This window comes from Halomonas sp. A3H3, assembly GCF_000982975.1.
Taxonomy (GTDB): Bacteria; Pseudomonadota; Gammaproteobacteria; order Pseudomonadales; family Halomonadaceae; genus Vreelandella; species Vreelandella titanicae.
Genome location: NZ_HG423343.1, coordinates 2,034,352 through 2,059,201, shown reverse-complemented (window position 1 = coordinate 2,059,201; position 24,850 = coordinate 2,034,352). Strand labels below are relative to the sequence as shown.

Annotated in this window: 27 protein-coding genes and 1 pseudogene; 9 read left to right on the top strand and 19 right to left on the bottom strand. The window is 53.9% G+C overall.

Features of this window, described 5'->3' with window-relative positions:
* Positions 1-26: 26 nt before the first annotated feature.
* Complete coding sequence (locus tag HALA3H3_RS09175; RefSeq protein WP_022521272.1) at positions 27-443, top strand: PaaI family thioesterase; 417 nt, start codon at positions 27-29, stop codon at positions 441-443.
* Positions 444-454: 11 nt separating this feature from the next.
* Here HALA3H3_RS09175 and HALA3H3_RS09170 read toward each other — a convergent pair whose 3' ends face one another.
* From HALA3H3_RS09170 to HALA3H3_RS09160, 3 genes are all read right to left on the bottom strand, one after another.
* On the bottom strand, positions 455-898 hold the full coding sequence (locus HALA3H3_RS09170; protein WP_022521271.1) for a DUF411 domain-containing protein: 444 nt from the start codon (positions 896-898) through the stop codon (positions 455-457).
* 202 nt (positions 899-1,100) lie between these two features.
* Positions 1,101-2,513, bottom strand: coding sequence for an ATP-binding protein (locus tag HALA3H3_RS09165; protein WP_022521270.1), 1,413 nt, complete (start codon positions 2,511-2,513; stop codon positions 1,101-1,103).
* Positions 2,510-3,172: a response regulator gene (locus HALA3H3_RS09160; RefSeq protein WP_009286204.1), complete on the bottom strand. Its 663-nt coding sequence runs from the start codon at positions 3,170-3,172 to the stop codon at positions 2,510-2,512. The genes HALA3H3_RS09165 and HALA3H3_RS09160 overlap by 4 nt, the downstream gene beginning before the upstream one ends.
* Positions 3,173-3,389: 217 nt before the next feature.
* On the opposite strand from HALA3H3_RS09160, the gene HALA3H3_RS09155 reads away from it, so the two are divergent.
* Complete coding sequence (locus tag HALA3H3_RS09155; RefSeq protein WP_022521269.1) at positions 3,390-4,580, top strand: glycosyltransferase family 9 protein; 1,191 nt, start codon at positions 3,390-3,392, stop codon at positions 4,578-4,580.
* A gap of 216 nt (positions 4,581-4,796) precedes the next feature.
* Positions 4,797-6,467 (top strand): phosphoethanolamine transferase, encoded by a 1,671-nt coding sequence (locus tag HALA3H3_RS09150; RefSeq protein WP_053856939.1) that lies wholly within the window; start codon positions 4,797-4,799, stop codon positions 6,465-6,467.
* A gap of 478 nt (positions 6,468-6,945) precedes the next feature.
* Here HALA3H3_RS09150 and HALA3H3_RS09140 read toward each other — a convergent pair whose 3' ends face one another.
* Positions 6,946-7,329 (bottom strand): DUF423 domain-containing protein, encoded by a 384-nt coding sequence (locus tag HALA3H3_RS09140; protein ID WP_022521267.1) that lies wholly within the window; start codon positions 7,327-7,329, stop codon positions 6,946-6,948.
* 137 nt (positions 7,330-7,466) lie between these two features.
* Between HALA3H3_RS09140 and thiS the strand changes: the two genes are divergently transcribed.
* Genes thiS through trmB form a run of 3 tightly spaced genes read left to right on the top strand, consistent with a single transcriptional unit; the run spans position 7,467 to position 9,279 of the window.
* Positions 7,467-7,673, top strand: coding sequence for a sulfur carrier protein ThiS (gene thiS, locus HALA3H3_RS09135; RefSeq protein WP_022521266.1), 207 nt, complete (start codon positions 7,467-7,469; stop codon positions 7,671-7,673).
* Between the two features lie 10 nt (positions 7,674-7,683).
* Positions 7,684-8,493, top strand: a complete 810-nt coding sequence (locus HALA3H3_RS09130; RefSeq protein WP_022521265.1) for a thiazole synthase — start codon at positions 7,684-7,686, stop codon at positions 8,491-8,493.
* Between the two features lie 15 nt (positions 8,494-8,508).
* Positions 8,509-9,279, top strand: a complete 771-nt coding sequence (gene trmB, locus HALA3H3_RS09125) for a tRNA (guanosine(46)-N7)-methyltransferase TrmB (protein ID WP_022521264.1) — start codon at positions 8,509-8,511, stop codon at positions 9,277-9,279.
* A 6-nt stretch (positions 9,280-9,285) separates the two neighbouring features.
* Here trmB and HALA3H3_RS09120 read toward each other — a convergent pair whose 3' ends face one another.
* The 3 genes from HALA3H3_RS09120 to HALA3H3_RS09110 form a co-directional block, all read right to left on the bottom strand.
* A complete protein-coding gene (locus tag HALA3H3_RS09120; protein ID WP_022521263.1) occupies positions 9,286-9,888 on the bottom strand; it encodes a glutathione S-transferase family protein in 603 nt (200 codons plus the stop codon).
* 45 nt (positions 9,889-9,933) lie between these two features.
* Positions 9,934-10,098, bottom strand: coding sequence for a hypothetical protein (locus HALA3H3_RS26075; protein WP_238326074.1), 165 nt, complete (start codon positions 10,096-10,098; stop codon positions 9,934-9,936).
* Between the two features lie 529 nt (positions 10,099-10,627).
* Positions 10,628-11,542, bottom strand: a complete 915-nt coding sequence (locus HALA3H3_RS09110; protein WP_022521262.1) for an AEC family transporter — start codon at positions 11,540-11,542, stop codon at positions 10,628-10,630.
* A 106-nt stretch (positions 11,543-11,648) separates the two neighbouring features.
* Here HALA3H3_RS09110 and HALA3H3_RS09105 point away from each other — a divergent pair, with 106 nt between their 5' ends.
* Together HALA3H3_RS09105 and HALA3H3_RS09100 are read left to right on the top strand one after the other, a co-directional pair.
* Entirely contained in the window at positions 11,649-12,152 is a 504-nt protein-coding gene (locus HALA3H3_RS09105; protein WP_022521261.1) for a hypothetical protein, read from the top strand.
* A gap of 5 nt (positions 12,153-12,157) precedes the next feature.
* Entirely contained in the window at positions 12,158-12,751 is a 594-nt protein-coding gene (locus tag HALA3H3_RS09100) for an SCO family protein (protein WP_022521260.1), read from the top strand.
* Between the two features lies 1 nt (position 12,752).
* On the opposite strand, the gene HALA3H3_RS09095 is transcribed toward HALA3H3_RS09100, so the two are convergent.
* From HALA3H3_RS09095 to HALA3H3_RS09065, 7 genes are all read right to left on the bottom strand, one after another.
* Entirely contained in the window at positions 12,753-13,859 is a 1,107-nt protein-coding gene (locus HALA3H3_RS09095) for an alpha/beta hydrolase family protein (protein WP_022521259.1), read from the bottom strand.
* 3 nt (positions 13,860-13,862) lie between these two features.
* Positions 13,863-14,543 (bottom strand): FKBP-type peptidyl-prolyl cis-trans isomerase N-terminal domain-containing protein, encoded by a 681-nt coding sequence (locus tag HALA3H3_RS09090; RefSeq protein WP_022521258.1) that lies wholly within the window; start codon positions 14,541-14,543, stop codon positions 13,863-13,865.
* Between the two features lie 132 nt (positions 14,544-14,675).
* Entirely contained in the window at positions 14,676-15,119 is a 444-nt protein-coding gene (locus HALA3H3_RS09085) for a universal stress protein (protein WP_022521256.1), read from the bottom strand.
* Positions 15,120-15,140: 21 nt separating this feature from the next.
* Complete coding sequence (locus tag HALA3H3_RS09080; protein WP_022521255.1) at positions 15,141-16,424, bottom strand: TRAP transporter large permease; 1,284 nt, start codon at positions 16,422-16,424, stop codon at positions 15,141-15,143.
* A 30-nt stretch (positions 16,425-16,454) separates the two neighbouring features.
* A complete protein-coding gene (locus HALA3H3_RS09075) occupies positions 16,455-17,033 on the bottom strand; it encodes a TRAP transporter small permease (protein ID WP_022521254.1) in 579 nt (192 codons plus the stop codon).
* 355 nt (positions 17,034-17,388) lie between these two features.
* Positions 17,389-18,450: a TRAP transporter substrate-binding protein gene (locus HALA3H3_RS09070; protein ID WP_022521252.1), complete on the bottom strand. Its 1,062-nt coding sequence runs from the start codon at positions 18,448-18,450 to the stop codon at positions 17,389-17,391.
* A gap of 185 nt (positions 18,451-18,635) precedes the next feature.
* Positions 18,636-19,223 carry a TIGR02444 family protein gene (locus tag HALA3H3_RS09065; protein ID WP_022521251.1) on the bottom strand — a complete coding sequence of 196 codons (588 nt, stop codon included), beginning with the start codon at positions 19,221-19,223 and terminating at the stop codon, positions 18,636-18,638.
* Between the two features lie 29 nt (positions 19,224-19,252).
* On the opposite strand from HALA3H3_RS09065, the gene HALA3H3_RS09060 reads away from it, so the two are divergent.
* Positions 19,253-21,229 carry an ATP-binding cassette domain-containing protein gene (locus tag HALA3H3_RS09060; RefSeq protein ID WP_022521250.1) on the top strand — a complete coding sequence of 659 codons (1,977 nt, stop codon included), beginning with the start codon at positions 19,253-19,255 and terminating at the stop codon, positions 21,227-21,229.
* A gap of 81 nt (positions 21,230-21,310) precedes the next feature.
* On the opposite strand, the gene HALA3H3_RS09055 is transcribed toward HALA3H3_RS09060, so the two are convergent.
* The 5 genes and pseudogenes from HALA3H3_RS09055 to HALA3H3_RS27325 form a co-directional block, all read right to left on the bottom strand.
* Complete coding sequence (locus HALA3H3_RS09055; RefSeq protein WP_022521249.1) at positions 21,311-21,505, bottom strand: hypothetical protein; 195 nt, start codon at positions 21,503-21,505, stop codon at positions 21,311-21,313.
* A 631-nt stretch (positions 21,506-22,136) separates the two neighbouring features.
* Positions 22,137-22,574, bottom strand: coding sequence for a D-aminoacyl-tRNA deacylase (dtd, locus tag HALA3H3_RS09045; protein WP_022521247.1), 438 nt, complete (start codon positions 22,572-22,574; stop codon positions 22,137-22,139).
* An 88-nt stretch (positions 22,575-22,662) separates the two neighbouring features.
* Positions 22,663-23,508 (bottom strand): universal stress protein, encoded by an 846-nt coding sequence (locus tag HALA3H3_RS09040; RefSeq protein WP_022521246.1) that lies wholly within the window; start codon positions 23,506-23,508, stop codon positions 22,663-22,665.
* A 124-nt stretch (positions 23,509-23,632) separates the two neighbouring features.
* Positions 23,633-24,463, bottom strand: a complete 831-nt coding sequence (gene thiD, locus HALA3H3_RS09035) for a bifunctional hydroxymethylpyrimidine kinase/phosphomethylpyrimidine kinase (protein WP_022521245.1) — start codon at positions 24,461-24,463, stop codon at positions 23,633-23,635.
* A 157-nt stretch (positions 24,464-24,620) separates the two neighbouring features.
* Positions 24,621-24,850: pseudogene (locus tag HALA3H3_RS27325) on the bottom strand (group II intron reverse transcriptase/maturase); the annotation flags it as partial.

The window sequence follows — 24,850 nt, the reverse complement described above, 5'->3', positions numbered from 1 at the left end:
GGGCTTTTTTATAAAGGAAAACAACAATGACCGTAATGACTGCCGAGCAAATCGAACACTTTTTAGACGAAGTGTTTCCCCAGCGGATGGGCAAGATAGAGAGCGTGGGCGAAATGACGGCCACCCTGCGCTTGAAGATAGGCAACGAGCATCTGCGACCCGGTCCACGGGTTTCCGGGCCCACCATGATGGGCTTTGCGGATGTAGCTGTGTACGTGGCGATATTGGCGCAGATTGGCCCCGAACCCATGGCCGTGACCAGCGACTTAAACTGCCACTTCCTCCGCGCAGCCTCAGGTGATCATGACATTATCGCCCACGCCAAGCTGATCAAACTCGGCCGCCGCTTAGCAGTGGGCGAAGTTCAACTCTTCTCAGTCAGCGACGAAACGCGCCCTGTGGTGCATGTCACCGCCAGCTATGCGCTGCCCGAAAAGCCTTAAGGGACCGTCAATTACGGCGCCAACGTCATGAACGGCTCATCTTGCTGATCGCTAAACGCGTAGACGTTATAGGGTTCATCCTGAGGCCCCGGCATACCCGGAGTGCCAATGGGCATACCCGCCAAACCAATACCGCCAACATCAGGCTGTTGCTCAAACAACGCCTGAACGGCCTCCATCGGTACGTGACCTTCGATCCAATACTCGCCCATCTCGATGGTATGGCACGACCCCAGGCCATAGGGCACACCCGCCTGCTGCTTGATATCGCCTAGCTCTACGTCATCAATAATCGTTACTTCTACGCCGAGCTCTTCGAGGTGGCGCGCATAAGCATCACAGCAGCCACACTGGGGATTTTTATACAGCGTGGCCTCGTCAGGCAGTGCCGCCTGGGCCGAGGTGGCCCCCAGAACCAAAGCACTAGATAAAACCGTAGCGGTAAAACGTTTCATGAGCGATTTCCTTGGGGTGTATGGCTAAACAGTTATCTGGCTAGCAGGACGACAAGAGTCATAAAAGACATTAACAGCCAGTATTTACCTCAACTTGTTTTTTGTCACGGGTCAATTTAGGGAACTGATGTCAGGCGTTTTTCAGGTTAGCTCGGTACAAAACATTGGTAACCAGGGCAACTAAGGGCAAGCATAATGCCCATTATTCCGTTTCTCGCTGACTTTGGCACCACGTCACACTGACCTCTAACCCACTGGTCGTGCGGTTGCTAAGCGTAAGACGTGCGCTTTGTCGCTGGGCTAATTCCGAGACAATCGATAAACCTAATCCGCTACCGGTGGTGCCCTGGCCAGATGCACGCCTAAAGCGCTCAGTGACTTTATCCAATAGTGCCTCGGGGAGTCCGGGGCCAGTATCTTTCACAATAAGTTGAGGAAAACCCTCATCAAGCGCCAATTCTACCTCCACCCAGCCGCCTTCTGGCGTATAGCGCAAGGCATTATCCAGTAAGTTACGAAAGAGAATTCCCACCTCGACTTCGTCGGCACGCACCTCCAGCCGGGTTAATCCTGTTAGCCTCAAATGCTGATCTCGCTCTTCAGCGAGTGGCCATAGCTCTGCTACCAATTCAGCAACAATAGGATAGAGATCGATAGTGGCCGGTGAGGTTTTGGCTACTTGATCCAAACGAGCCAAAATAAGCAGTTGTTCTACCACCCGCTGCAGCCGTTCTACTCCGATATAAGCCTTTTTTAATGATTGCTCTCCCCCCTCCTGCGCGTTATCCAGATGAATTCTCAGCGCTGCTAAGGGAGTACGTAATTCATGGGCCGCATCTGCTGTAAAGCGCCTCTCGCGCTCTAACGTTTCTTTCAACCGGGCGATAAAGTCGTTTAGCGATTGGCGTAATTCATTAAGCTCTTGAGGAACCGGGTCATCAATTTTACGCAGGTCGTGGGCGGAGCGGCCTTGTACTTGGTTGGAAAGCGCTTGAATGGGCGCAATACCTCGCCGGATAATACGACTCATCAGCCAAAGGAGGAGTGGAAGCAAAAAGAGCATCGGCAATAAATTGTTCCAGGTGATGCGCTCCACCACTTCATCATGAAACGAACCTCGCAGCCCCATGCTGATCCAGGTATTGCTGGCAACATCGAACATGCTGAAAACCCGCCAACGATGACCATCGTAGCTTTCCCAGCGAAAACCCTCCTCTAAAGGCGCGGGGAAAGGCCCGGCATCATTCCATTTGCCCCCTAGAAGCCTGGGTGAGCCATCGGCATTCCAAAAACCCAGTACTAATTTAAGCTCTTCCTCGTGGTAAAGCTTGATACCTGATTCAAAGCTGCTGTCGGGCACTGCGTTACCGTCGCGATATAGCTGAGCCGGATGTTCTGGAAGGCCCATGCGCGAAGCCAGTCGAGCATAGTCGTCAATGGTCGCGTTGGGATCGAGTTGGCCAGCCACAATCCGGCTATGCAGACTAAGCTGTGTATCGAGAATTTCTTCTAGCTCGTGATCCGTAATTAAGTAGGCCGCGGTAACCGCAACTCCCCCGGCGACAACCATGGTAATGGCCAGGGTACGAAGTAGATAACGCCGTATCGATATCATTGTGCTTGGCTATCCAGCCGGTAGCCAATTCCGCGCACATTAATGATCAAATGTTTTTCAAGTTTTTTACGCAGATGATGAATGTGAACTTCCACCGCATTGGACTCTATCTCATCGCCCCAACCGTAAAGCAAACTTTCTAAACGAGGACGAGATAGCACTCTGTCGGGATGCCTAGCTAGCTCTAACAACAAGGCATACTCCCGTCGGCCCAACTTTACGTCTTTGCCCCGCCAACTCACCGCATGACGAGCCTCATCAATACTCAGTGCACCCAGCGTCAACATCTGCGAGGCGCGTCCCTCAGCGCGCCGCATTACGACACGCAAACGGGCAAGCAACTCCTGCAAATTAAATGGCTTGAGTACATAGTCATCCGCCCCAGCATCTAAGCCGCCAATACGGTCTTCCATCGCATCACGGGCCGTCAAAATCAGAATAGGCAGAGTTGATTGCTGACGGAGTAAATGCAGTACCTGCATACCGTCCATATCGGGCAGCCCAAGATCCAAAATAATCACACTGAAGGTCTCGCTATTGACAGCATTGATTGCTTCACGCCCAAGCATAAACCAATCGACTGTATACCCCTCTCGCTCCAGGGCTGTCTTAATGCCATCCCCAAGCAGGGGATCGTCTTCTATCAGCAGTGCGCGCATTCTGCTTCCTCAATCGTCAAACCTTTATCGTGGATGCCAAAACTTAAGCTTTTCTTAAATACGGAGACTTATAACCCACAAAGTAGTTTCGTCTAAACTAAACCAGTAAGCCTACCACCCTATTTTTGTAAAGCTCTTACACAGTTTAACTCTTCTTTAAGTTATTAGGCTCATGCTGCCTCTTCCGCCGTGGGAAAAGCCAAAAGAGCGCCAGAGCATGCATTTACTAACCCTCATTAGAACAAACTATTATTTAAAAATAATGGCTCGTGGTTTAGAAAAAGGAATGAAACGATATTTACTGAGAGGTATACGGTATATCGTCAAACCGCCTGCGCCAGAAACCATTGACAGCCTTGTGGGTATAGAAAAAATTCTAATTATTCGCCCCAATTTTCGTCTGGGAAATGCGCTAATCAGCACCCCTGTCATTGATGCTTTTCGTGAACGTTTTCCTTCCGCACGCATAGACTATCTAGCGACGGATAAAACTTTTCCACTGTTGCAACAACGACCTATTGACCATTTTTATTTACTGTCGAGATCCGCGATCCTTCGTCCTTGGAAGTGTGTGACATTATTACGACACCTAAGGGCTCAACGTTATGATCTAGCGGTACAAGTGAGCGGAGGATCAACGAGCGGTTTTATAGTGACCCAGTTAATAGGGGCACGGTATAGCATGGGTTCACGTAAAGGTCACCAGCGATGGTACAGCATTGAGGCGGAAGGGAAGTCATCACATGCCTACGATGCCATCATTAATTTAACACATCAGCTCGGTGTCGCTTGCCGTAATCGGCCATTGCTCCAGCTAACGAAGCAGGAGCGCTCTCAGGCAATGACGAAGATAAGACAGCTAACCAGTCTTCATAGCGATCACCCATCAGATACTGACTTTATTGCTATCTTCGTAGGTGGGCATCAAAACAAACGTTGGCCGTTGGCATTTTGGCTAATGCTCATCGATGCCATGGAAGCCCACAAAATACGCTATGTCGTTTTCCTTGGGCCCGAGGAGTTTAGGCTTCTAGCACCTATTGAGCAGCGTTTAAAGTCCTCCCTCTACGGCAGCTTATGCCCACCTCTTCCTATCCGTCACTTTGCCGCCATTTTGGAGCGTGCCCAATTACTCGTGACACCAGACTCAGGGCCTATGCATTTAGCGGCAGCGCTCGACGTCCCCACAATATCCCTGGTACGCCAGCAAAAATCTCTCGCCTTCGTACCTCGAGAATCTTATGACACCATCCTTTGGCGCCCAGAGATCAACACGGTAGTAGAAGCCATACAAGCTAATGTTTACGGGCAAGCCTCAACGCCCCCCGGTCATGCTATCTCGGTAACAAACTATCCAAAACAGTGCGTAACGCCGCAGCCCAGTGCAGCCCCTACGTACTCTAGTTAATAAATTAACGCGCATAACTGTTCGTTAAGTTTTTGCCTTTTATAGTGACCCTAATATTTCGTTATCGAGTGTACTGCCGACATGAAGTTAGCCTCCGTCATGCTGACCATTTGTATGATGGTGAGTGTGAGTGGCTATGCGTGCTGTTCACCCAAATGTTCTTGCAAGATTCTTATCCCCACCGCGTTCATTAATCTGTTCATAGAGAGCCTTTCGATGCCCCCTTTGTTGTCCTTGCCTTTAAAAATTGTTTACACCGCTGGGCATTATCGTCCCACTTTGAGCATGGAGCAACTTGTCTTATGGGCCGTAGTCATGTTCAGTGTTTTTTACAATGCCCTTTTTTGGCAACAAGCCCTTGTTGGCTATGACCTTCTTGCAGTTCAGACGTGGCTTACCTTCGCCAATATGTTTTTGGTAATGACCTGCATTCATTTTTTGGTCTTCGTTAGCCTTGCTGCTCGAACATTGGTAAAACCCCTATTAATCTTACTGTTTCTAATAGCCGCCTTCGTCAGCTACTTTACCACTTACTATGGCACCTATTTTGATACTTCAATGTTAGACAATGTGCTTCAAACGGATACTAACGAAGCACGGGAGCTTCTTACAGCTGGCTTGCTGATTCATTTGGCAATCTTTTTTGGTTTGCCTACCCTTATCATTTGGAGAGTTAAAATCGCGCCTTCAACCTGGAAGAAGGCTGTTTTGCGCCGCTCAGCTTATTACCTCGCCAGTACGACTATATTGCTGTTAGCGATCGTCTTATCTTATCAAGAAGTATCGTCACTCATGCGCAACAATAAAGAGCTTCGCTACTTGGTGACTCCAGGCAATTATATTGTTTCGATGGCGCAGGCAGTTTTCAGCCAGCACGCTTCCGCAAATACGGTGCGCTCGCCAGTGGGAGAAGATGCCCGTATCAGTTCACAAGTGGGTGACAAACCCACGCTGCTCGTCATCGTGGTGGGCGAAACGGCGCGGGCGGTGAATTGGGGGTTAAATGGTTATGAACGTCAAACCACGCCCAAACTTGCCCAGCAGCCCGACGTTATTAATTTTTCAGACGTTACCGCATGCGGCACCAGCACGGCTGCCTCATTACCCTGCATGTTTTCATTACCGGGGCGTGCCGATTACGTTAAATTCTATGCTCAGCAACATGAATCCTTACTGGACGTATTAGCACACGCCGGTTTAGAGGTCACCTGGCTTGATAACCAGTCGGGCTGCAAAGGCGTCTGCGAAGGAGTGACGACAAAAGCACTCTCTCCAGAGGACTACGCTTCTTTATGCCAAGATGGGCGCTGCTTGGACGAGGCACTGGTTCAAGCCTTAACCATGCAAATTAGCAGCACCCCAACTGATCAGGTGATAGTGCTGCATCAGCTAGGCAACCATGGCCCCAGCTATTACCAGCGTTACCCTGCTGACTACGAACGTTTTGTTCCTGCTTGCACCACCGCTGATTTAGCGAAGTGCTCAAGAGATGCCATTACCAATAGCTACGACAATGCCATTCTATATACCGACACTGTGTTGAATCAGGTAATTGAGACGTTAAATCGTCAGGATGACTACGCAACTGCGATGATCTATCTCTCTGATCATGGTGAATCACTGGGTGAAAAAGGGCTTTATTTGCACGGCATTCCCTACGCCATTGCCCCCGACGAACAGACGCATGTGCCTATGGTTTGGTGGCTTTCCAGCACCTTTTCACAGCAGCAAGGGCTAGATACGGACTGCTTACACCAGATTTCCGACAAAGCCGCCTCACACGACAACCTATTTCACAGCGTGTTGGGTTTGCTTGGCGTATCAAGTACTGTCTACCAGCAGGAACAAGATATTAGCCAAACGTGCCGACAACCCAACAGCAGTTAAACGCGTAAGTAATCGGTAATTATTCAGTGGCAAAATTGATTCAGCTTCATCACAACTCAGGTGCGTCGGCATGCTCATAACTCTTTTATCAAAGACTCACCCGTTTTTTGAAAGGCGGCTCTTATCAACAAAAAAGACAGCACCTGAGGATTCGATAAATAAGGATGATACTGCTCGCATTTTCAAACAATGGTTTTCATTTCGGTTATGCGTAGTTTTAACCAGCTTGCTAAGCGCTCTCCTCGTGCTATTTGAGATAGAGTCACTTGAAGTCATTATCGCTATTTTCAGTATTGGGGTTAGCAGCACAGCGCAGCTATTGAGGTTAGGCAATACAAGCACAGCTATGTGTAGCCGTCTTTACCCTTTACGGGGCGAGGTGATAGAGACACTGGACGCGATAGGTATGGCAGGCGTTGGTACTGTGGTTGTTTTATATCTTTTAATCTAACTGCTCTGCGCGAATAGCCCTTACCTGTTAAGTGCGGCTGCATAATAACGCTATCACCCCAAGCGCCAGCCAACCGGCCATCAACAGCAGCCCGCCAATGGGAGTGACAATGCCAAGATTCAGTCCTGCCAGCGCCATCAGGTAGAGCGAGCCTGAAAAGCAGCCCATGCCTAGCGCCCACAGCGCCAGCACCCAACGCTGTCCGGCAAGCGGCTGCACTTGGCGCCATACCAGCACGATCATGATGGCCAGCGTGTGCCAGGCCTGGTAACGCACACCGGTTTCAACGGCACTCACCATCGCTTCTGTGGTGCGCGCCGCCAAACCATGGGCTGCATAGGCGCCTAGCATCACCAGTATGGCGCCTGAAAAGGCCGCTATACACCACCACACTTTATCTGTTCGCTGCACGCTGCTCTCCTACTCCTATTATGGTTTGCATACATCACGCTGTTTGCACCTACGGCTTACCTTGCGCGGTGTGAACCCGCTACAATAGAGAATGCCTTAGAGAACGAACTACCACGACGAATGAGACACGCCTATCTATGTCTATCCAGATACGTCTAAACGGTGAACCCCATACGCTGTCGACCGGCCTAACCGCCGCTGACTTAGTTGAACAGCTGGGCCTTAGCGGTCGTCGTATCGCCGTCGAAATTAACGAAGAGATCGTCCCCCGCAGCCAGCACGCCGACACCCGCCTGGTCGATGGCGACCACGTAGAAGTTGTCCACGCGATTGGCGGCGGTTAGAGGAAACACTATGACCCAACAAACGCATGTAGCGCTAGCCGATACTCCGCTAACCATCGCCGGACGCGATTTTCAATCGCGCCTGCTGGTGGGCACAGGAAAGTACAAAGACTTTACCGAAACCGGCGCCGCCATTGCCCAAAGCGGCGCTGAGATTGTGACCTTTGCGGTGCGCCGTACTAATTTAGGCCAGGACGCCGATGCGCCCAACCTGTTAGACGCTATTTCCCCCGATCGCTACACCCTGCTGCCCAATACCGCCGGTTGCTACACCGCGAAAGATGCGGTGCGCACCTGCCGCCTGGCCCGCGAGCTGCTCGACGGTCACAATCTGGTCAAGCTAGAAGTGCTCGGCGACGATCATACGCTTTACCCCAATGTGGTCGAGACGCTAAAAGCCGCTGAAACGCTGCTCGCCGATGGCTTTGACGTCATGGTGTACACCAGCGACGATCCTATTGTGGCACGCGAATTAGAAGCTATGGGTTGCTGCGCCATCATGCCGCTGGGCTCACTGATTGGTTCGGGCCATGGCATTCAGAACCCACACAACGTGCGCTTGATTGTTGAACAGAGCAAGGTACCGGTACTCGTGGACGCGGGCATTGGCACCGCTTCTGATGCTGCCATGGCCATGGAGCTAGGCTGCGACGGCGTACTGCTTAATACCGCCATTGCCCACGCCCGCGAGCCGCTACGCATGGCCAACGCCATGAAGCTGGCCGTGGAGGCCGGCCGGGATGCGTTTTTAGCAGGTCGTATGCCGCGCCGCCAATCCGCCGATCCTTCTTCACCTTTCGCTGGCCGTATTAACGGTTAATTGATTCGAGACCCCATGACTGAACCCAACGATACCGTACCAGAAAGTCACACCGCGCCCGAAAGCAACGCCACCACAGGCCCGGAAGGTACGGATGCACCGCTGCACCGCCGCGGCATTAAAAGCTACGTGATCCGCGCGGGTCGTATGACCCAAGCCCAGAACCGTGGCTTAGAAGATATCTGGCCGCGTTTTGGCCTGACCATCGCCGATGGTCGTCAAGACTTGGACGTCCTGTTTGGCCGTCAGGCACCGCGGGTAGTAGAAATCGGCTTTGGCATGGGCAACTCGCTGATTGAGCAAGCCGAAACCCATCCGGACACCGACTTTATCGGCATTGAAGTCCACGCCCCTGGTGTGGGTAAATTACTCGATGAAGTTGATAAGCGCGGCCTCACCAACCTGCGCGTTTATCGTGAAGATGCCCTGGCGGTGCTCGAACAGTGCCTTCCCGAAGGCTCGCTGACCACGCTGCAGCTGTTCTTCCCCGACCCCTGGCCGAAGAAGAAGCACCACAAACGGCGCATCGTGCAGCCCGCATTCGTTGAGCTGATCCGCACTCGCCTAATGCCCGGCGGCACCTTCCATATGGCCACCGACTGGGAAGCCTACGCGGAGTGGATGGCCGAGGTAATGGAAGCGGCCCCCGGTTATGCCAACACCGCCAGCGCAGAAACCGCCCCCTACGTGCCGCGCCCGGCCTTCCGACCGTTGACCAAGTTTGAAGCCCGCGGTGAAAAACTTGGTCACGGGGTTTGGGATTTGATCTACGAGCGGCGTGATTAACCTGCGCTATTCAAACGTGGTAAGCGCAAAGCTCTCACCCTCCACCACCTTCGCCTGCCAGGCGTGTAGCGTCGGGTAGCGGTTTTGCCAATCAAAGGCTGGTAAGCGGAAGCTGATATACGCCAGCGCAACGGCAACGGTAATCGCCCCTAGGGTGCGCTGGGCACTGCCCGCTAGCACGCTGGGGTGGGCATTGAGTGTTATCAAGGTGCGTTCGATCGCTTTTAAACGGCGCTGCCCCAACAGCGTCGTATCCACTTCATTACCAGCATACTTACGGCCGATCACCACGTTGAAAGCGGCGTCCATCAAGCCCTGCCCCAACCCTGCCAGCGCCAGGGTTTCAGCTAGTGCTTTACTGGGCATCAGAGATGGCCCTTCACCCACTGCATCCAGATAGTGAGCAATCAACAACGACTCGGTGATGACGTCTCCTTCATCGGTTACCAGCGTTGGAATACGGCTAAGCGGCGTAATCTGTACAAGCTCGCTATCCGCCGCCCAAGGGTCACACCAGCAAAGCTCAGTGCGCTCGATCAGCTGCTTTTCATAGAGACACACGCGCACAACACGTGCATAGGGAGAAGAGGTATTTAAATAGAGCTGCATGACGGCCTCATGTTTATTTTAAAAAGATCGCTAAGCGACTTAAGGCTAGTCCAGTTTAGCGTCAACTACCCGATGCATGGTGCCACTTCCGCTTTCAAAAGCGTCGATATTCGCCAGCGTGGTCTCGGCGATATTAGTCAGCGCCTCGGCAGTGAAGAACGTTTGATGACCGGTGATCACGATTTGCGCGATGGCGTCAGCATCAATCAAATGGTGAGTCTCAGGCGTTAACGGGCAGTACCTTTTAATCTGAGGCACTAGAAACGGGATGATGAATGATAGAGGGGTAGAAAAAAGAAAGCCGCTCCAATGGAGCGGCAAAAAGACCGTGACTAGCAATGAGAGGGAGAAACCATGACAGTAAACTGGCGGTTTCTGTCGTGGTTGCCAGCGTCTCATCAAACGCTGACAATCACACTGTAATAGTTCTTATTTACATCGTCAATACAAATACGAATATTTTTTATTAACACTTACTGATAGCAAAGATCGCACCCGCAGGAGATGAATAAGAAACTGGAACCCATAAAAAAGAAAGCCGCTCCATTGGAGCGGCAAAAAGACCGTGACTAGCAATGAGAGGGAGAAACCATGACAGTAAACTGGCGCTGATTCTGAAATCAACAGCTGTCCTGGTTGTCAGCGTCTCATCAAACGCTGACAACCACACTGTAATGGTTCTCATTTACCCCGTCAATACAAATGCGAATATCTTTTATTTAACTTTGCAGCCTCGCTGTCAACTAACCAGCTGTAGCCAAAAAGGCAGGGTGAGCATGGCCAATAGGGTTTGGCCCGTAATGATCGCCGCCATCAACTCGGCATCGCCACCCAGTTGGCGGGCTAGGATATACGCCGAGGTGGCGGTGGGCAGTGCTGCAAACAGCAGCGCTACGTCACGGCTTACGGGATCCAACTGCAAGATCCAGGTGAATGCCAATACCAGCGCGGGCATGAGCAGCAGTTTAACGCCATTGGTGGCCAGCACGCCGCGGTCAATGCGTAGCAGTGCCGCTGGGCGCAGCGCCACACCCACGGCCACCAACCCCAACGGCAGCGCCGCACGCCCCAGTAGCTCTACCGTATCTTGACTCCAGCCGGGCAAACCAACGTTCGTAAGGTTCAGGCCAATGCCCGTCAAGCAGGCAAGGATCAACGGGTTTTTAATCAGCGCCATGGCACTTTTACCTACGCTAGCACCGCCGAGTGTGCCAGCGGCGACAAAGCTGGCCACACACATCACGTTAACTACTGGCACCATTAGTGCCACGGCGACGGCTGCGGTGGTCGCTCCTAAGCTGCCGTGTAGCGCGGCGGCGCCAGCAACGCCCACATAGGTATTAAAACGTACCGCACCTTGAAATACCGACGTAAACGCCGCAGGCGTTAGCTGTAGCCAGCCACGTAAACGCCATAGCAGCAAGCCAAACAGCGCCATCGCGCCCAGCAGCACCAGCGCCAAGCGGCCGACCGGCACTTGGCTTACATCCGCAGTGGCCAAAGTGCTTACCAGCATGGCGGGAAACAGCACAAAGTAGATCAGCCGCTCCATCTGCGGCCAAAAGGTGTCGCTGGGCCAGCGCCAATAGCCAAGCACGGCACCCAGTAAGATCAACAGAAATAGTGGGCCTAAAGCGCCAGTGATACTCTCCATTTATGTCCCTTTTGCCTGCGACATCCCAGCACAGCGATATCGGTGCGATTACTGTTACCATGGCAATGATTCCCCGCCCCACGGCTTGCGTAGCGATTATTCTGCCATGAAGATGACATCAAAACCTGCACACTCAGCGGGCTTTCCTGCCTTAAGGGTACTGATATTGGTCACTGGCTTGGCGCTAGCGGCCTGCGCGTGGTATGCCTTTTCACATTGGCTACACCGCGACAGTGATGTGACATGGTTTCCGCCCACATCAAGCTGCAACCTGCATGCCGCGCCCTGCTCCGCCACCTTGGGCGATAAGGGCCGCATCACGCTCGCGGTTCAGGCAAATGGGCGAATCGATGCACTAGAGATATTACCACTGGAAGTGGAAGTCGATGGTGTAACGGCCACCCAGGTCGAGGTAGATTTTATTGGTCGAGATATGGATTTGGGGCTACACCGTTTTGCCCTTAGCGCAGGTGCACCCGGCCATTTTCAAGGTCACGGTCAAGTAGGGATTTGCACTCAAAGCGTTATGCCTTGGCGTGCACGTGTCATACTGGAAACCGCAGAAGGCAAGGTAGGCAGTTGGTTCGATTTTGACGTAATTCGGAGTTAACGCATATGGCAAGGAAACCCTTATGGCTAGGCACCGGTTTAGTCGCGGCTTTACTGGTGGTCAGCGGTATAGGCCTCTATCAGTATGCCTTCGCCCCCAAAGAGGGCGAACCGGTAGGAGGCCCAGTTGAACTGCCCTCTACCCAGGGTGATTTCTCGTTAACCCAGTTAGATGAAGATCAAGTCGCGATACTCTCCTTTGGCTACACCTACTGTCCCGACATTTGTCCCATGACCCAATCGGTTAAGCGTCAAGCCCTGGCCCAGCTCTCTGAGGAGCAGCGCGAGCGTGTAGTGCCGGTGATGGTCACCGTTGACCCCGAACGCGACACCATCGCGCGCATGCAGGAGTACATGGGCTTTTTCGGCGAGGAGTTTATCGGCGCGGTGGGCAGTCAGGAACAGCTTGAGGATGTCGCCTCACGCTATGGGGTGATATGGCGGAAAGTCGAAGCGCCGGATTCAGCAATGGACTACACCATTGATCACAGCGCCTCGCTCTTTTTGGTTAATCGCGAGGGCGATATTCTTCAGCGAGTGCTCTACTCACCGACCCCGCATGGTTTAGTTTCCGCATTAGAGAGCGAACTAGACGGTTAAGCTAATCGGCTTGTTCAGGTGCTGCCTGTAAATGATCCAGCATCGCCAGCAGCGCGCCAATTTGGGTACCGCTACGGGTATCGTGCTGGGGGCTTAACTGCCAGGTACTTTCAGCAAACCCCCACCAATCCCAGCAGCCCTGGGGGTTCGCCATACTGCTTTCTGCCTGAGGATAGAGCACGATTTGCTGATGCGCTGCCGCCCAGGCATTAAGCCCGGTGTAGCGTATGAACGTATCGCCAATGGCCTCTGCGTTCATTTGGCAGCCGTGCAGCGCCAGCGTTACCGGGCACTCCCCCGCATCACAGCCTTCAGGTATAAACACATAGCCGGTGTCCGCTAGGCCCTTGACCGCAAACTCTGACTGATCAAACGCGACTAGTTCGCCCCCTTGCTCATCCTCTGGCTCACGACTAGACTCGCCAGCGTCCGAGACTGCTCGTTCGGGGTAGAGCCAATCCAGCATTTCTCCAGCAATATCGTCATCGCAGGATAACAGGAAACTACCGCCACCCTGTCGGCAATCGCCCCACTCCTGGGGCCCGGGAGCCGCTTCACTGGGTAAGCGTATCGGCCAGCCATGTCCCGCATTTTCACTGCGCGCAACGCGTAGCTGATCAGGCGAAGCAAGCCACTGCTGCCACTGCTCAGCAAGCAGGTCGCCGAGCTGTGGCTCAACCACTTCATCCTCTTCACCGTGCCATAAGTAGGCCCTGAGCTGGCTAAGCGCCTCAGTGCTGCCAACCTGTTCAAGCTCAATATAGCGTTGACGACGCGCCTCCAACTCATCCAGCGAAGGCGCGCCACGGCGGGTCATCATGCATTGATTAAGCGCCAAACTCAGCGAGCCCTGCGCGCAACTCCAGGGCCCTGCTGCCAGTACACCTAGGCCACTAAACCGCTCGGGCCAAGCCACCGCTAGCTGGGTCGCCATATAACCGCCCGACGATACTCCCACTACGCTGGCCTGCTCACTCGCAGCACTCAGGGCGGGCAAATCCTCAGGCTCACTGTCCGTCTCTGCCTGCGCTAGCAGCGGCGTGCATAGACCTAAGCAAACCAGTGCCTGAGCGAGAGAATGCAGGTTAGAAGAGGGGGTTGAAGTCATCCCTTATTCGACGCCTAGCAGTTCAACGCGGAAGGTCAGTACTTCGTTAGGCCCGATCGGCCCTTGACCATTTTTGCCGTAAGCAATATCCGCAGGGATATAGAGCATCCAGCTATCGCCAACGCTCATCATCTGCAGCGCTTCCTGCCAGCCTTCGATCACCTGATTGGTCTGGAAGCTGACGGACTCACCGCGCTCAAAAGAGCTATCGAAAACGGTGCCATCCAGCAGCATGCCTTCGTAATTCACTTCGACGGTATCTTCAGGGCCAGGCGTGGCGCCATCGCCAGATTCAAGCACTTCATACTGCAGGCCAGAGTCAGTTACCGTCACTTCCTCGCGCTCAGCGTTCTCGGCTAGGAAGGCTTCCCCCTCTTCGAGATTGTTCTGCGCTATCTCTTCGGCTTCCGCTTGCCGCGCTTGCATTGACTGCTCTTGGAACGCCATCAACGCTTCGGTCATCTCTTCTTCACTGAGCGCCAGGTCATTACCTTCAAACACATCGCTCATGCCGTCGTGGAACGCATCCAAGTCGAGGTCTTCGATGTCTGCCTGCATGCTTTCACCCAGGGTCACACCCAGGCTGTAAGCCAAGCGCTGTTCATCGGTTTCGGGCGCTGCCGCGGCAAAAGGGGCAACCAAAAGCAAACCTGTCAGAGCTGTAGTAGAGAGCAGTTGTTTCATGAAAGATCCTTTTTATAGCGGCGCCGTACGCCGATCAGTGTCATATAAAGACTAACACCCACCGCCCCGAGCTGCATCTTCGGGGAGGTGGGCGCCAATAAGACCACAAAATGGGAGAGAGGTTTAGCGGGTTTAGACCACCAGCGTGGGGCAGTGTGCTGCACCCGCCACACGCTGAGAAACGCTGCCTAGCAGCGGGTTCTTCTCGCCATTGGTGCCTTGGGCGCCAATCACGATCAGATCGCACTCCCGCTTACGGGCAAAGCGCACAATAATGCGCGAAGGTCGCCCGCCCTTCACAAAAGCACGCACGCGAGCACTGTCAGCACCCAGCTCAATCGCATGAGATTTTGCGTGCACAGCGATCTCGGTGGCGTACTCTTTTAGCGCATCGTCGGGAATATCCAACTGGTTGGGCCGCACCATAGAGAGCGAGGCCTCCAGCAAGCTGTGGTGTTTAAACACGCACAGCAAATAGAGCTCAGCGCCGGTTAGCATATGCAGACCCACCGCTTTTTCCAGCGCCCTTAAGGCGCCTTTTGAACCATCCACCGGGACTAAAATGCGATTAAACATTCGCGTACTCCTTGTGGCTGTTTAGCGGAAGGCGACATCGCGCAGGAACAGCGCAATTTGCGGGAACATGATCAGCAGTGCAGCCGCTAAAATCAGCATGAAAATAAACGGCGGGGTGCCTTTGATCACATCCCAATAGGGGCGCTTGAAAATCGCAATAGCGGTGAAAATATCGCACCCAAAGGGCGGAGTTGCCGAACCTATCGCCACCTGCAAGGTAATCAAAATACCCACCAACACAGGATCCAGGCCTGTCGCCGCAATGGCGGGTGCGAAAATGGGCGTTAGCACCAGAATGACCACGATCGGATCAACAAACATACAGGCCACAAAGAAGGAGATACAGATGGCAATCAATACGCCCGTGGGGCCAGCTTCGTTGACACCCACCGCCTCCAGAATCATTTGCGGAATCTGAGCAAACGAAATGATCCACGAGAAGCCATTACCCACCGCGACCAGGATAAAGACAACGGCGGTAATCAAGCCGGTAGATTTGGCGATGGCATAAATGTCGTTCATCTTAAGTGAGCGGAAGACCACAAACTCAAGCAAAATGGCATACAGCACACAGGCTGCAGCAGCTTCAGTCGGGCTGAAGATACCGCCGTAAATACCACCGACAATAATGACCGGAAAGCCAAGCGGCCAAAGAGCCTGCTGAACCGCTACTGCGCGCTCTTTCCAGCTCGATTTTGCTTCAGTAGGTACATCTTTAACGATGGCGTAGATAATGCAGTAAATCGAGAACATAACCAGGATCATTAACCCTGGCCCAATCCCGGCAATAAATAGCTCGCCGATAGAGGTGCCCGAGATCACCCCGTAAATGATCATGCCGATACTAGGCGGAATCAAAAACGCAATATCGCTGGAATTGATAATCAGCGCCAGCGTGAAAGAGTCTGAGTAGCCCGCTTTAAGCATTTTTGGACGCAGCGGCGAGCCAACAGCGACCACGGTTGCCTGGGTAGAACCGGATACAGCACCGAACAGCGTACACGAAGCTGCCGTGCTCACCGCCAAGCCACCTTTAATATGGCCGATAAACGCCATCACCATATCAATCAATCGGTTAGCGGACTGCCCGCGGGTCATGATATCAGCGGCAAGGATAAACATGGGAACCGCAATAAGTGAGGCTGGGCGTATACCCGCCATCATCTGCTGGATCAGCGTATCCATCTGGCCGAAGCCGTTAAACATCATATAGAAGCCGATTACTGCAGCGGTAATCAGCGGAATCATCATTGGAAAGCCCAGCAGCAGCAGGGCAATCATGGTGGTGACCATTATTGTCGTCATAGCTGTTCCCCTAGGGTGCAATGCCCCGCGTTAGACTTCTGTTTCGGTGTCTTTATATCCATCCACCACGCCCGTCGAGAGATAGACATCGTGGGACGTGAAGTTTTTAACCGCGGTCAGCAAGTATTGAATACCGGTGATTAAAAAGCCCATCGGCACCCATAGGTAAATGATCCACACCGGCAAGCCCAAGGAGGGCAACACCCTGCCTTTGCTATGCAGATCCAGGATATAAACGATCGAATAGTAGAGCAGGAAAAACATCACTAGCGATGTGAACAGCGCGATGCAGATCATTAGCGCTCTGCGCCCACCTACCGGCAGCGCATCATAGATAGCCGACATGCGAATATGACGACCATGACGGGCTGCATAGCCAATACCCGCAAAGGTAATCATGATGATCAAAATGCGGTTTAGCTCACCGGAGAACATGATGCTGTTGCCAAATACAAAGCGGGCAACCACGTTGGTGACCGTATTCAGCGCCATTAGCAAAACACCCATCGCGAGAATCACGGCTTCTATTTTGCTAATTGCAGTGTCGATCACGCCTAGTACCCCCGGCAAGCCGGAACGGTAACTCTTTTCCATCTCGTCATCGGTCATGGCCGGACTCCTTTTGAACGGCTCTAACGGCAACAGTTACGTGCCGTAGGCACAATAAACACAGCGTTATTCCAGAGCTATCTCAATCCAAGCTATCTCGTCAAAACCCGCCTATTTCCCAACTTGCCTAAACCAGAGCTGCTAGACAAGTCTTACCTCGTGCAAGGCGAGGAGTTAACTAAAGCGTAACGGCTTGCGGCCGCCGATGATTCAACGCTAGATGTACGTAACCCAACGGTAACGATGTCAAACCCCAGCCCGAGTAGCCCCCGCCTAACCGCCGCAAAACAATAAAGGGGCAGCCTTTGCTGCCCCTTGATCAATCAACCGTTCGCCAATGCGGCTTTAAGGATGATTACTCGTTTGTTACGGCTTCAAGGTCAGCTTTAAACTGCTCGAGCAGCTCTTGACCACCTTCACCGGTCATTTCCAGGAAGGCTTCTTCAACCTGCGGGGCACGCTCACGGAAAGCTTGAATTTGCTCTTCGTCGAGACGTGTCACCGTCACTTCATCAGATGCTTCCTGAATTTTCGCTAATGATTCTTCAGCCAAGCCTTTGATATGCTCGATAGTGTGGTCATAGGCAGCTTCAGAGGCTTCATTCACCAACGTTTGATCTTCTTCAGACAAACCTTCGTAGAAGTCCTGGTTGGCCATCATCGCAGTAGTGAACCAGCCGTGACCGGTAAACGTCAGGTGCGGAGACACTTCGTACAAACCGCCAGACTCAATCCAGAAAATCGGGTTCTCTTGACCATCAATGATGCCGGTCTGCAGACCACCGTAGACTTCACCCCAAGGCAACGGCGTCGGCGTTGCACCAAAGGCGTCGTAGGTCTCCGACAACAGCGGGTTGGTCATGGTACGGATTTTCTTATTATCCATATCTTCCGGTGAGCTAATCGGCTCGTCGGTCGTCACGACCATTTCGCCTTCCGGATACATCTTCAGTAGCTCTAGGCCTTGCTCGGCGTAAAGCTCAGGGAACATCTCGTTGATAGCCTTACTTTCGTCGAAGAACGTCAGTACAGTCTCTTCGTCGGTCGGTAGCAGGTAAGGAATAAAGAAGATTTGCGCTTCCGGAATAAGCGCACCGGTAAAGCCAGGCGACTGGTTTACAAACTGCAGAATACCGTTCTGAGTCTGCTCCATAATGTCATCAGACTCGCCCAGCTCACCAAAGCGGTAAACCTGCACGGTGTGGTCTGAGTTATCTTCAATGTACTCTTTAAAAGCATAGGCAAAGACGTCTTGAACGTCGCCTTCATACTCCTCGTGAGCATAGCGCCAGTTGTCTGCTTGAGCAGCGGCGCTTAGACCAAACAGCAGTGCACCCACACTTGCCGTGGTCATTAACTTTGTAGTTACAGACTTTGTAGTTACAGAACGTGTAGAAACGAATTTGCTTGCCTTCATGCGGTGTTCCCCTTGCAGTGGTAAGCGCGCTTTACGAGTGCGCAAGAACCTGGATAAGCCTCGCGTATCTCAACACGACACTGTTGTTCGCTAACCGGTGTTCGCCAACCGGCAATGGTGCTGCTCTATACTGCGTTCTAGCGGGCGAATAGCGCTAGGTATTTCAAATACAGCTTAATTTCAGGCTAGCGCGCTCCTTGGTGAGGGTCAAGCTGGCAAGTAAGCGTTTGTAGCGAATCAAGCCACTCATTTTGCTCCTTTATACTCCCCTCGCCTTGACGGGCACACCTTCCTAAAAACAGTTGTTTTAGCAGCCACTTATCTACATCTAGCGACATTTCAACAACGTTAACCACACGTTCCTCATCGCTGGGCGAGGCCGAAGCCCACGCTTGCCAACGTTGAAGGTTCTCACGCTCAGCCATCAGTTCGGCCTGTTTGATGGTCTCGCGCAGCGCTTTTACGGACTCGCTTGCTGCCGCTGAGGCTTTTAAGTCTTGGCGTAACCCACGCAATACCTCCGTTACATGGCACTGCCAAAGGTGACGCTGCTCACGCTGGTAAGCCAGCGCTCTAGGTTCGGCTTCCAGACCGCAAGAGTAGAGCCAGCAATGAAACAGCATCTCGCACACATCCAGCCCGGCCTCCTCTTGAAGCTTCAGGCAGGCCGCTTCAACGCCGGGTCTAGCGTAGAGCGTCAGTGCAAAATCCCATAACGGTGTCTGCTGTAGGCGCTGCAATCGGGTAGAATCAAGCGTAATAGAATCTCGCATCAAATGACCCACTTTCTTCGGGAGAAGGCATGATCGCACTGCGCCAAGTCGCCTTGCAACGCGGCACGCAAACGCTACTCGACAACGCGGACATTACCCTTAATAACGGGGTAAAGGCCGGGATTATCGGGGCAAACGGCGCCGGTAAATCGAGCCTATTCAAACTGCTGCTCGGCGAGCTTGCGCCCGACCAGGGCGATGTCGAGATGAGTGGCGGCCAGCGCATTGCGCATATGGCCCAGGAAGTTGACGCCCTCGACCGCCCAATTATCGAGTATGTACTCGATGGCGACTTGGCGCTACGCCAAGCAGAAGCTGACTTATTGGCCGCCCAGGAAGCCGGGCAAGCCCACCGCGAAGCCGAACTGCACGGTTTGATTGAGACCCTGGATGGCTACCGTGCGGAGTCGCGTGCGGCGCAATTGCTGGTGGGGCTGGGCTTCGTCCAGGCTGACCTCGCCCGCCCGCTCTCGGCGTTTTCCGGCGGCTGGCGGATGCGGGTCAATCTTGCTCGTACGCTGTTTATGCCTTCCGATCTACTGCTGCTGGATGAGCCTACCAACCACCTGGATCTAGATGCCCTGCTGTGGTTGGAGCAGTGGCTAACCCGCTATCCTGGCACCCTGCTGCTGATTTCCCACGACCGTGACTTTTTAGATGCCGTATGCGATCACATCGTGCATATGCACCACCAAACCCTGGAGCTATACCGCGGCAATTACTCCCAATTCGAGCGCACTCGCGCCGAAAAGCTTGCTCTGCAACAGGCTGAAGCCGCCAAGCAGCAGGCTCGCCGGGAAGAGATCGAACGCTTTATCGCCCGCTTTAAAGCCAAGGCGACCAAGGCCAAGCAGGCACAAAGCCGGGTAAAAATGCTCGAGCGCATGGAAGATATCGCCGTCGCCCATGTGGACTCCCCCTTCCACTTTACGCTGCCCGCCGCCGATAAAACCTCGCATCCTCTGCTGGTGCTTGACCAGGCGCAGCTAGGCTATCGCGGTAAAAAGGGCGACGGCAGTGACGACAACATTCAACTAGACAAGGTCAACGTCACCCTGCTGCCCGGTAGCCGCATTGGCCTGTTAGGCCCCAACGGGGCGGGTAAATCGACGCTGATTAAGTCGCTCACCGGGGAGCTTGAGCTGCTTAACGGCAAGCGCGTACCCGGCGAGCATTTGGCGATTGGGTATTTTGCTCAGCATCAGCTTGAGAGCCTGGATGTTTCATCGACGCCCTTTGTGCATGTCCAGCGCCTCTCGCCCACCGCCAGCGATCAGGATATCCGCAACTTCCTGGGCGGCTTTGGCTTTAAGGGCGATGACGCCTTCGGCACAGTCGCCAACTACTCTGGAGGTGAGAAAGCCCGCCTGGCGCTGGCCCTCGTCGCTTGGCAAAAACCCAACCTGCTGCTGCTCGATGAGCCCACCAACCACCTGGACTTAGAGATGCGCGAGGCGCTGACCCAAGCGCTGGCAAGCTTCGAAGGCACGGTTATTCTGGTCTCCCACGACCGTCACTTACTGCGCGCCACGGTCGATGAGTTCTGGCGGGTGGCGGATCACCGTGTCGAGCCCTTCGATGGTGATTTGGAAGATTACCGGGCTTGGCTTAAAGCGCGCCTGGAAGAGAGCCGTCGGGATTCCCGCGGTGAAAAAGCCGAGCGCCAGAACCAGCAGCCTAGCGGCGACAGCCGAGAAGCGCGTAAAGCATCCCGCAAAGCGGCTGCCGAACTGCGCGAGAAGCTGCGCCCACTGAAAAAGCAGCGCGACCAGGCAGAAAAAGCCATGGAGAAGGCCCAGCACGAGCTTGATAAGGTGGAACAAGTGCTGGCAGACCCTGAGCTCTACACTGACAGCAGCCGCAAAGCCGAACTGACCAAGACGCTGAGTCAGCAGGCAGAGATTAAAGCGCGCCTGGATGAATCAGAGCGGCAGTGGCTCAGCGCCGAAGAGGCGTTGGAGACAATGGAAGCAGAACTGCTCGCCAGTGAAGAGACGGCTAGCTAGCGGAAAGCGAATACTCAACAATAGGGCTAGCTTTCCAACAAAAACGTTACCGGGCCGTCGTGGAATTGGAATGCCTGATCATTAGCTCGTAGAGGAACCCTGGGGATGTGAGATGTCTATTTGGTTCTCGGGAGCGTCACCACCTGCCAACTCAGGTTTGCCGTCTTTCCAAATAACCGCGTACTGGCCAAGTCGACGCTTACGCTCCAATGTTTCTGTCACAGCGGCACGAAGGCTGTTGAGCATTTCCTGCGTGTCGGGTGCAAGCTGGCTCATGACGCTGACTCCTTACAGATTAATTGAAAATACGGATCATTGATTATATCTCGTTTGCTTCCACGCTGCTCAAAGACAAGTTCTGGCATATCGCCATCATTCATAAAACAACGAGCGCGAGTAACACATGGCGCAAATAGCGTTAATAGGTTGCGCAAACTTCGCGGAAATCGGCGCTGAATGTCTTTCGAAGGAATATCGTGGCCGCCATGTGAAACACGCTCTGCAACGCGTAGACGTGACATTTCGACGGAAGGTAGGGCTAGATAAACTAACTCTACGCGCCAACCCTCTGATAGCAGTTGTTTCACCAGCCGCATTATAGCTTCGTCCAGATAGTGTTGTTTCAAAGGCAAAGTCATCTCTTTCCTCAATTGCCTGTTGGACTTCGCCCAAGAAAATTCTGCTAGCGGTTAGTAGCTCCCGCTCTGGCGCCAGCGGAGAGAGACCTGCAGCAATCAAGTCAGCATTGATAAACCGGGAGCAATGCGCTACCTGAGGGAGATAATGAAGTGCGAAGGTCGTCTTACCGGCTCCATTAGGCCCAGCAACGATCCAGCAAGTGGGTGGCTGAGTATTCGATGTAATGACGACTCTCCTTTCCAGCGAAGGATATTTGCAAAGTAAACAACTAGCTTTCCAGCAAAAACGTTACCGGGCCGTCGTTAATTAGCGCCACCTGCATATCGGCGCCAAATTCACCGGTGGCGACGTGCGGCCAGGCAGTACGGGTCTGGGTAACCAGCAAGTTGAATAGCTCTTCACCCTGGGCGGAAGGAGCGGCGCTGGAGAAGCCCGGCCGCAGCCCCTTACGGGTATCCGCCGCCAGGGTGAACTGGGAGACGAGCAGCAGACCACCGTTCACCTGCTGCAGGTTGTGATTCATTTTACCTTCGGCGTCGCTGAATACCCTGTAGTGGAGGAGCTTGTGCAGCAGTTTTTCCACGCTAGTCCCGTCATCGTGCTTCTCCACTCCTATCAGCGCCAGCAGTCCATGGTCGATACTGCCGACGATTTCGCCCTCCACTTCCACGCTGGCGCGCTTCACGCGCTGAATGAGTGCCTTCAAAACGCCTCTCCCCACTAGCAAACGGCCATTATAACGACCGTTCGTTAATTTTTCCCTAGCAGGGCATCGCGAAACGCTTCACCCAGAGTTACCAAGCACGGCAGAGCATTAGATCGCAGTGCGGTTCACACAGCAGCATCTCGGTTAGCTGGCTGGTGTGATGGGGCTGACCGCGACTACCGATCATCACGAGATCGGGCGTGTGGCGCTTCATATATGCTTGCAGCACATCACAGGGCGCGCCTTGTTCTAACACCAACTCCACATCGGGAACTCCTTCTAACTCGCGTATCAGGCTATCGACTTCGTTACTCAACTGCTCACGCAGACGCTGCACTTCATGTTCACGCCAATGGGCGTAATAGGCTTGCGAACCCAACTCGCGCTCGCCGGGCAGTGTCCAGGCGTGCAACAGTGTCAGCGTGGCTTCAGGGAAGCGAATCAGCGCCTCTTTCAAGGTATGCCGCGCCGTCAGTGAAAAATCGATGGGCACCAAAATATGCTGCCAGGGCTGGGTCGGCTGGTGAGAAGAGACCACCACAGGGCATGGTGCACTGCGCAGCACGCGCATTACCGTGGTACCCGCCAGCAGGTCTTTTTGCCCGCGCTTGCGATGCATGCCCAGCACAATCAGCTCGGCGTTGCGCTCATGAGCTTCGCGGACGATTTCAACGTGAGGCGAGCCGGTCACGGTCTGGATCAGCGTTTTCGGCGCCTCTAGGGCGTAGTCTTCGCGTAGATCCGTCAACATGGTAGTGATGTCTTCCACTACCGCGCTCTCGACATCCAGCAGCACACGTCTGGGTAGGTAAGGATCCAACACGTGCAGCACGTCTAGCTGAACACCCTGGGCATAGGCCAAACGTAACGCCCGAGCAAAAGCGGCGCGATTATCAGCGGAAAGATCGGTGGCAAACAGAATGGTGCGAGGCATGGCGAAACGCTCCTCGGCTGAGCAGCTCAGCCTTACAAGCCGTTAAGCAAACACTCCTTAGCATGGTGTGCAATGTCCATTCTCGCAAGCACTGTTGCCCAAATGCCACTGGCTACAGCTAGCATCACCACCAAGCGTGAAAATGGTGCACCGGGCCGCGTCCTTTCCCCACGTTTAAGCGCACGCTCGCCTCCAGGGCTGCATGCAGCCACTGCTTGGCATCACTGATAGCGGCTACCGGGGCGTCCCCTTCGGCATCCACGGGTAGCTTCGCCAAGCAGGCGGCGATCGCTGAGGAGAGCGCACAGCCGGTACCGTGCAAATTGTCGGTATCGATTCGCGAGGCGGGCAACCACTCATGACCATTGGGGGTTGCCAGCAAGTCTGGGCAGGTTGCCCCGCGCAGATGGCCGCCTTTCAGCACCACATAGGGCGCGCCCAATTGCGTTAACCCCGGCAGCATCGCTTCCATGGCGTCTAAACTGGTGGGCGACGGCGTGTCGAGCAATACCGCGGCTTCCGGCAGATTGGGGGTAATCACATCGGCTAGCGGCACGAGAATATCGCGCACTGCATGAATACCGGCGTCGTCGACCAGAACATCCCCGCTCTTGGCGACCATCACAGGGTCGAGCACAATCCAGCGTGGGCGGCGCTGACGCAGCACATCAGCAATAACCTCGGCGACTTCACGGCTCGCCACCATGCCAATTTTAACCGCGTCTATCACCACATCATCCAGCAGGTGTTCCAACTGCTCGCGTATGGCCTGGGGCGAAACGGGGTACACCGAGGCCACCCTGCAGGTATTCTGGGCAATCACCGCGGTAATCACGTTGGTGCCGTAAACGCCAAGGGCTGAAAAGGTTTTTAGATCTCCCTGCAGCCCGGCGCCCCCCGAAGGATCGGAGCCGGCGATGGTAAGCACATTGCGAAGACGGGAATGGGTAGACATGGGGCTCCTTCACGGCAAAAACGTCACTGTACTCCTAGGATACCCAAGCTGCGCGCCTTATGCTGCCGAAAACGTACATGCCAGAATCGAGTAGGAAGGGGAGTCGCCTCCCCTGTCCTCTCACACCACCGGGCATACGGTTCCGTACCACGGCGGTTCATGCAGAACGTTTAAGCCATCTTACCGTATCCAGTACCGAGATCAGTCCCTGGTCATAAAACCATTTCCTCGGCAGGGCCTGATTCATGTGCGAAGCCCCGGCATTCCACCAGGGGCCTCGACCGTTCCCCGCCGATTTCCAGGCGCGGTGCCCGTCTAGGCCTAGCCCTCGCAGCTTCCGACGCCGAGTCGATGGGCGTTTCCATTGTCGCCAGATCAGGCCGCGTA

Excerpts from the sequence above, each read along its gene's own strand:
- HALA3H3_RS09175 (WP_022521272.1), top strand. The coding sequence starts at position 27 with ATGACCGTAATGACTGCCGAGCAAATCGAACACTTTTTAGACGAAGTG.
- HALA3H3_RS09170 (WP_022521271.1), bottom strand. The coding sequence starts at position 898 with ATGAAACGTTTTACCGCTACGGTTTTATCTAGTGCTTTGGTTCTGGGG.
- HALA3H3_RS09165 (WP_022521270.1), bottom strand. The coding sequence starts at position 2,513 with ATGATATCGATACGGCGTTATCTACTTCGTACCCTGGCCATTACCATG.
- HALA3H3_RS09160 (WP_009286204.1), bottom strand. The coding sequence starts at position 3,172 with ATGCGCGCACTGCTGATAGAAGACGATCCCCTGCTTGGGGATGGCATT.
- HALA3H3_RS09155 (WP_022521269.1), top strand. The coding sequence starts at position 3,390 with ATGCATTTACTAACCCTCATTAGAACAAACTATTATTTAAAAATAATG.
- HALA3H3_RS09150 (WP_053856939.1), top strand. The coding sequence starts at position 4,797 with ATGCCCCCTTTGTTGTCCTTGCCTTTAAAAATTGTTTACACCGCTGGG.
- thiS (WP_022521266.1), top strand. The coding sequence starts at position 7,467 with ATGTCTATCCAGATACGTCTAAACGGTGAACCCCATACGCTGTCGACC.
- HALA3H3_RS09130 (WP_022521265.1), top strand. The coding sequence starts at position 7,684 with ATGACCCAACAAACGCATGTAGCGCTAGCCGATACTCCGCTAACCATC.
- trmB (WP_022521264.1), top strand. The coding sequence starts at position 8,509 with ATGACTGAACCCAACGATACCGTACCAGAAAGTCACACCGCGCCCGAA.
- HALA3H3_RS09120 (WP_022521263.1), bottom strand. The coding sequence starts at position 9,888 with ATGCAGCTCTATTTAAATACCTCTTCTCCCTATGCACGTGTTGTGCGC.
- HALA3H3_RS09110 (WP_022521262.1), bottom strand. The coding sequence starts at position 11,542 with ATGGAGAGTATCACTGGCGCTTTAGGCCCACTATTTCTGTTGATCTTA.
- HALA3H3_RS09105 (WP_022521261.1), top strand. The coding sequence starts at position 11,649 with ATGAAGATGACATCAAAACCTGCACACTCAGCGGGCTTTCCTGCCTTA.
- HALA3H3_RS09100 (WP_022521260.1), top strand. The coding sequence starts at position 12,158 with ATGGCAAGGAAACCCTTATGGCTAGGCACCGGTTTAGTCGCGGCTTTA.
- HALA3H3_RS09095 (WP_022521259.1), bottom strand. The coding sequence starts at position 13,859 with ATGACTTCAACCCCCTCTTCTAACCTGCATTCTCTCGCTCAGGCACTG.
- HALA3H3_RS09090 (WP_022521258.1), bottom strand. The coding sequence starts at position 14,543 with ATGAAACAACTGCTCTCTACTACAGCTCTGACAGGTTTGCTTTTGGTT.
- HALA3H3_RS09085 (WP_022521256.1), bottom strand. The coding sequence starts at position 15,119 with ATGTTTAATCGCATTTTAGTCCCGGTGGATGGTTCAAAAGGCGCCTTA.
- HALA3H3_RS09080 (WP_022521255.1), bottom strand. The coding sequence starts at position 16,424 with ATGACGACAATAATGGTCACCACCATGATTGCCCTGCTGCTGCTGGGC.
- HALA3H3_RS09075 (WP_022521254.1), bottom strand. The coding sequence starts at position 17,033 with ATGACCGATGACGAGATGGAAAAGAGTTACCGTTCCGGCTTGCCGGGG.
- HALA3H3_RS09070 (WP_022521252.1), bottom strand. The coding sequence starts at position 18,450 with ATGAAGGCAAGCAAATTCGTTTCTACACGTTCTGTAACTACAAAGTCT.
- HALA3H3_RS09065 (WP_022521251.1), bottom strand. The coding sequence starts at position 19,223 with ATGCGAGATTCTATTACGCTTGATTCTACCCGATTGCAGCGCCTACAG.
- HALA3H3_RS09060 (WP_022521250.1), top strand. The coding sequence starts at position 19,253 with ATGATCGCACTGCGCCAAGTCGCCTTGCAACGCGGCACGCAAACGCTA.
- HALA3H3_RS09055 (WP_022521249.1), bottom strand. The coding sequence starts at position 21,505 with ATGAGCCAGCTTGCACCCGACACGCAGGAAATGCTCAACAGCCTTCGT.
- HALA3H3_RS09040 (WP_022521246.1), bottom strand. The coding sequence starts at position 23,508 with ATGCCTCGCACCATTCTGTTTGCCACCGATCTTTCCGCTGATAATCGC.
- thiD (WP_022521245.1), bottom strand. The coding sequence starts at position 24,463 with ATGTCTACCCATTCCCGTCTTCGCAATGTGCTTACCATCGCCGGCTCC.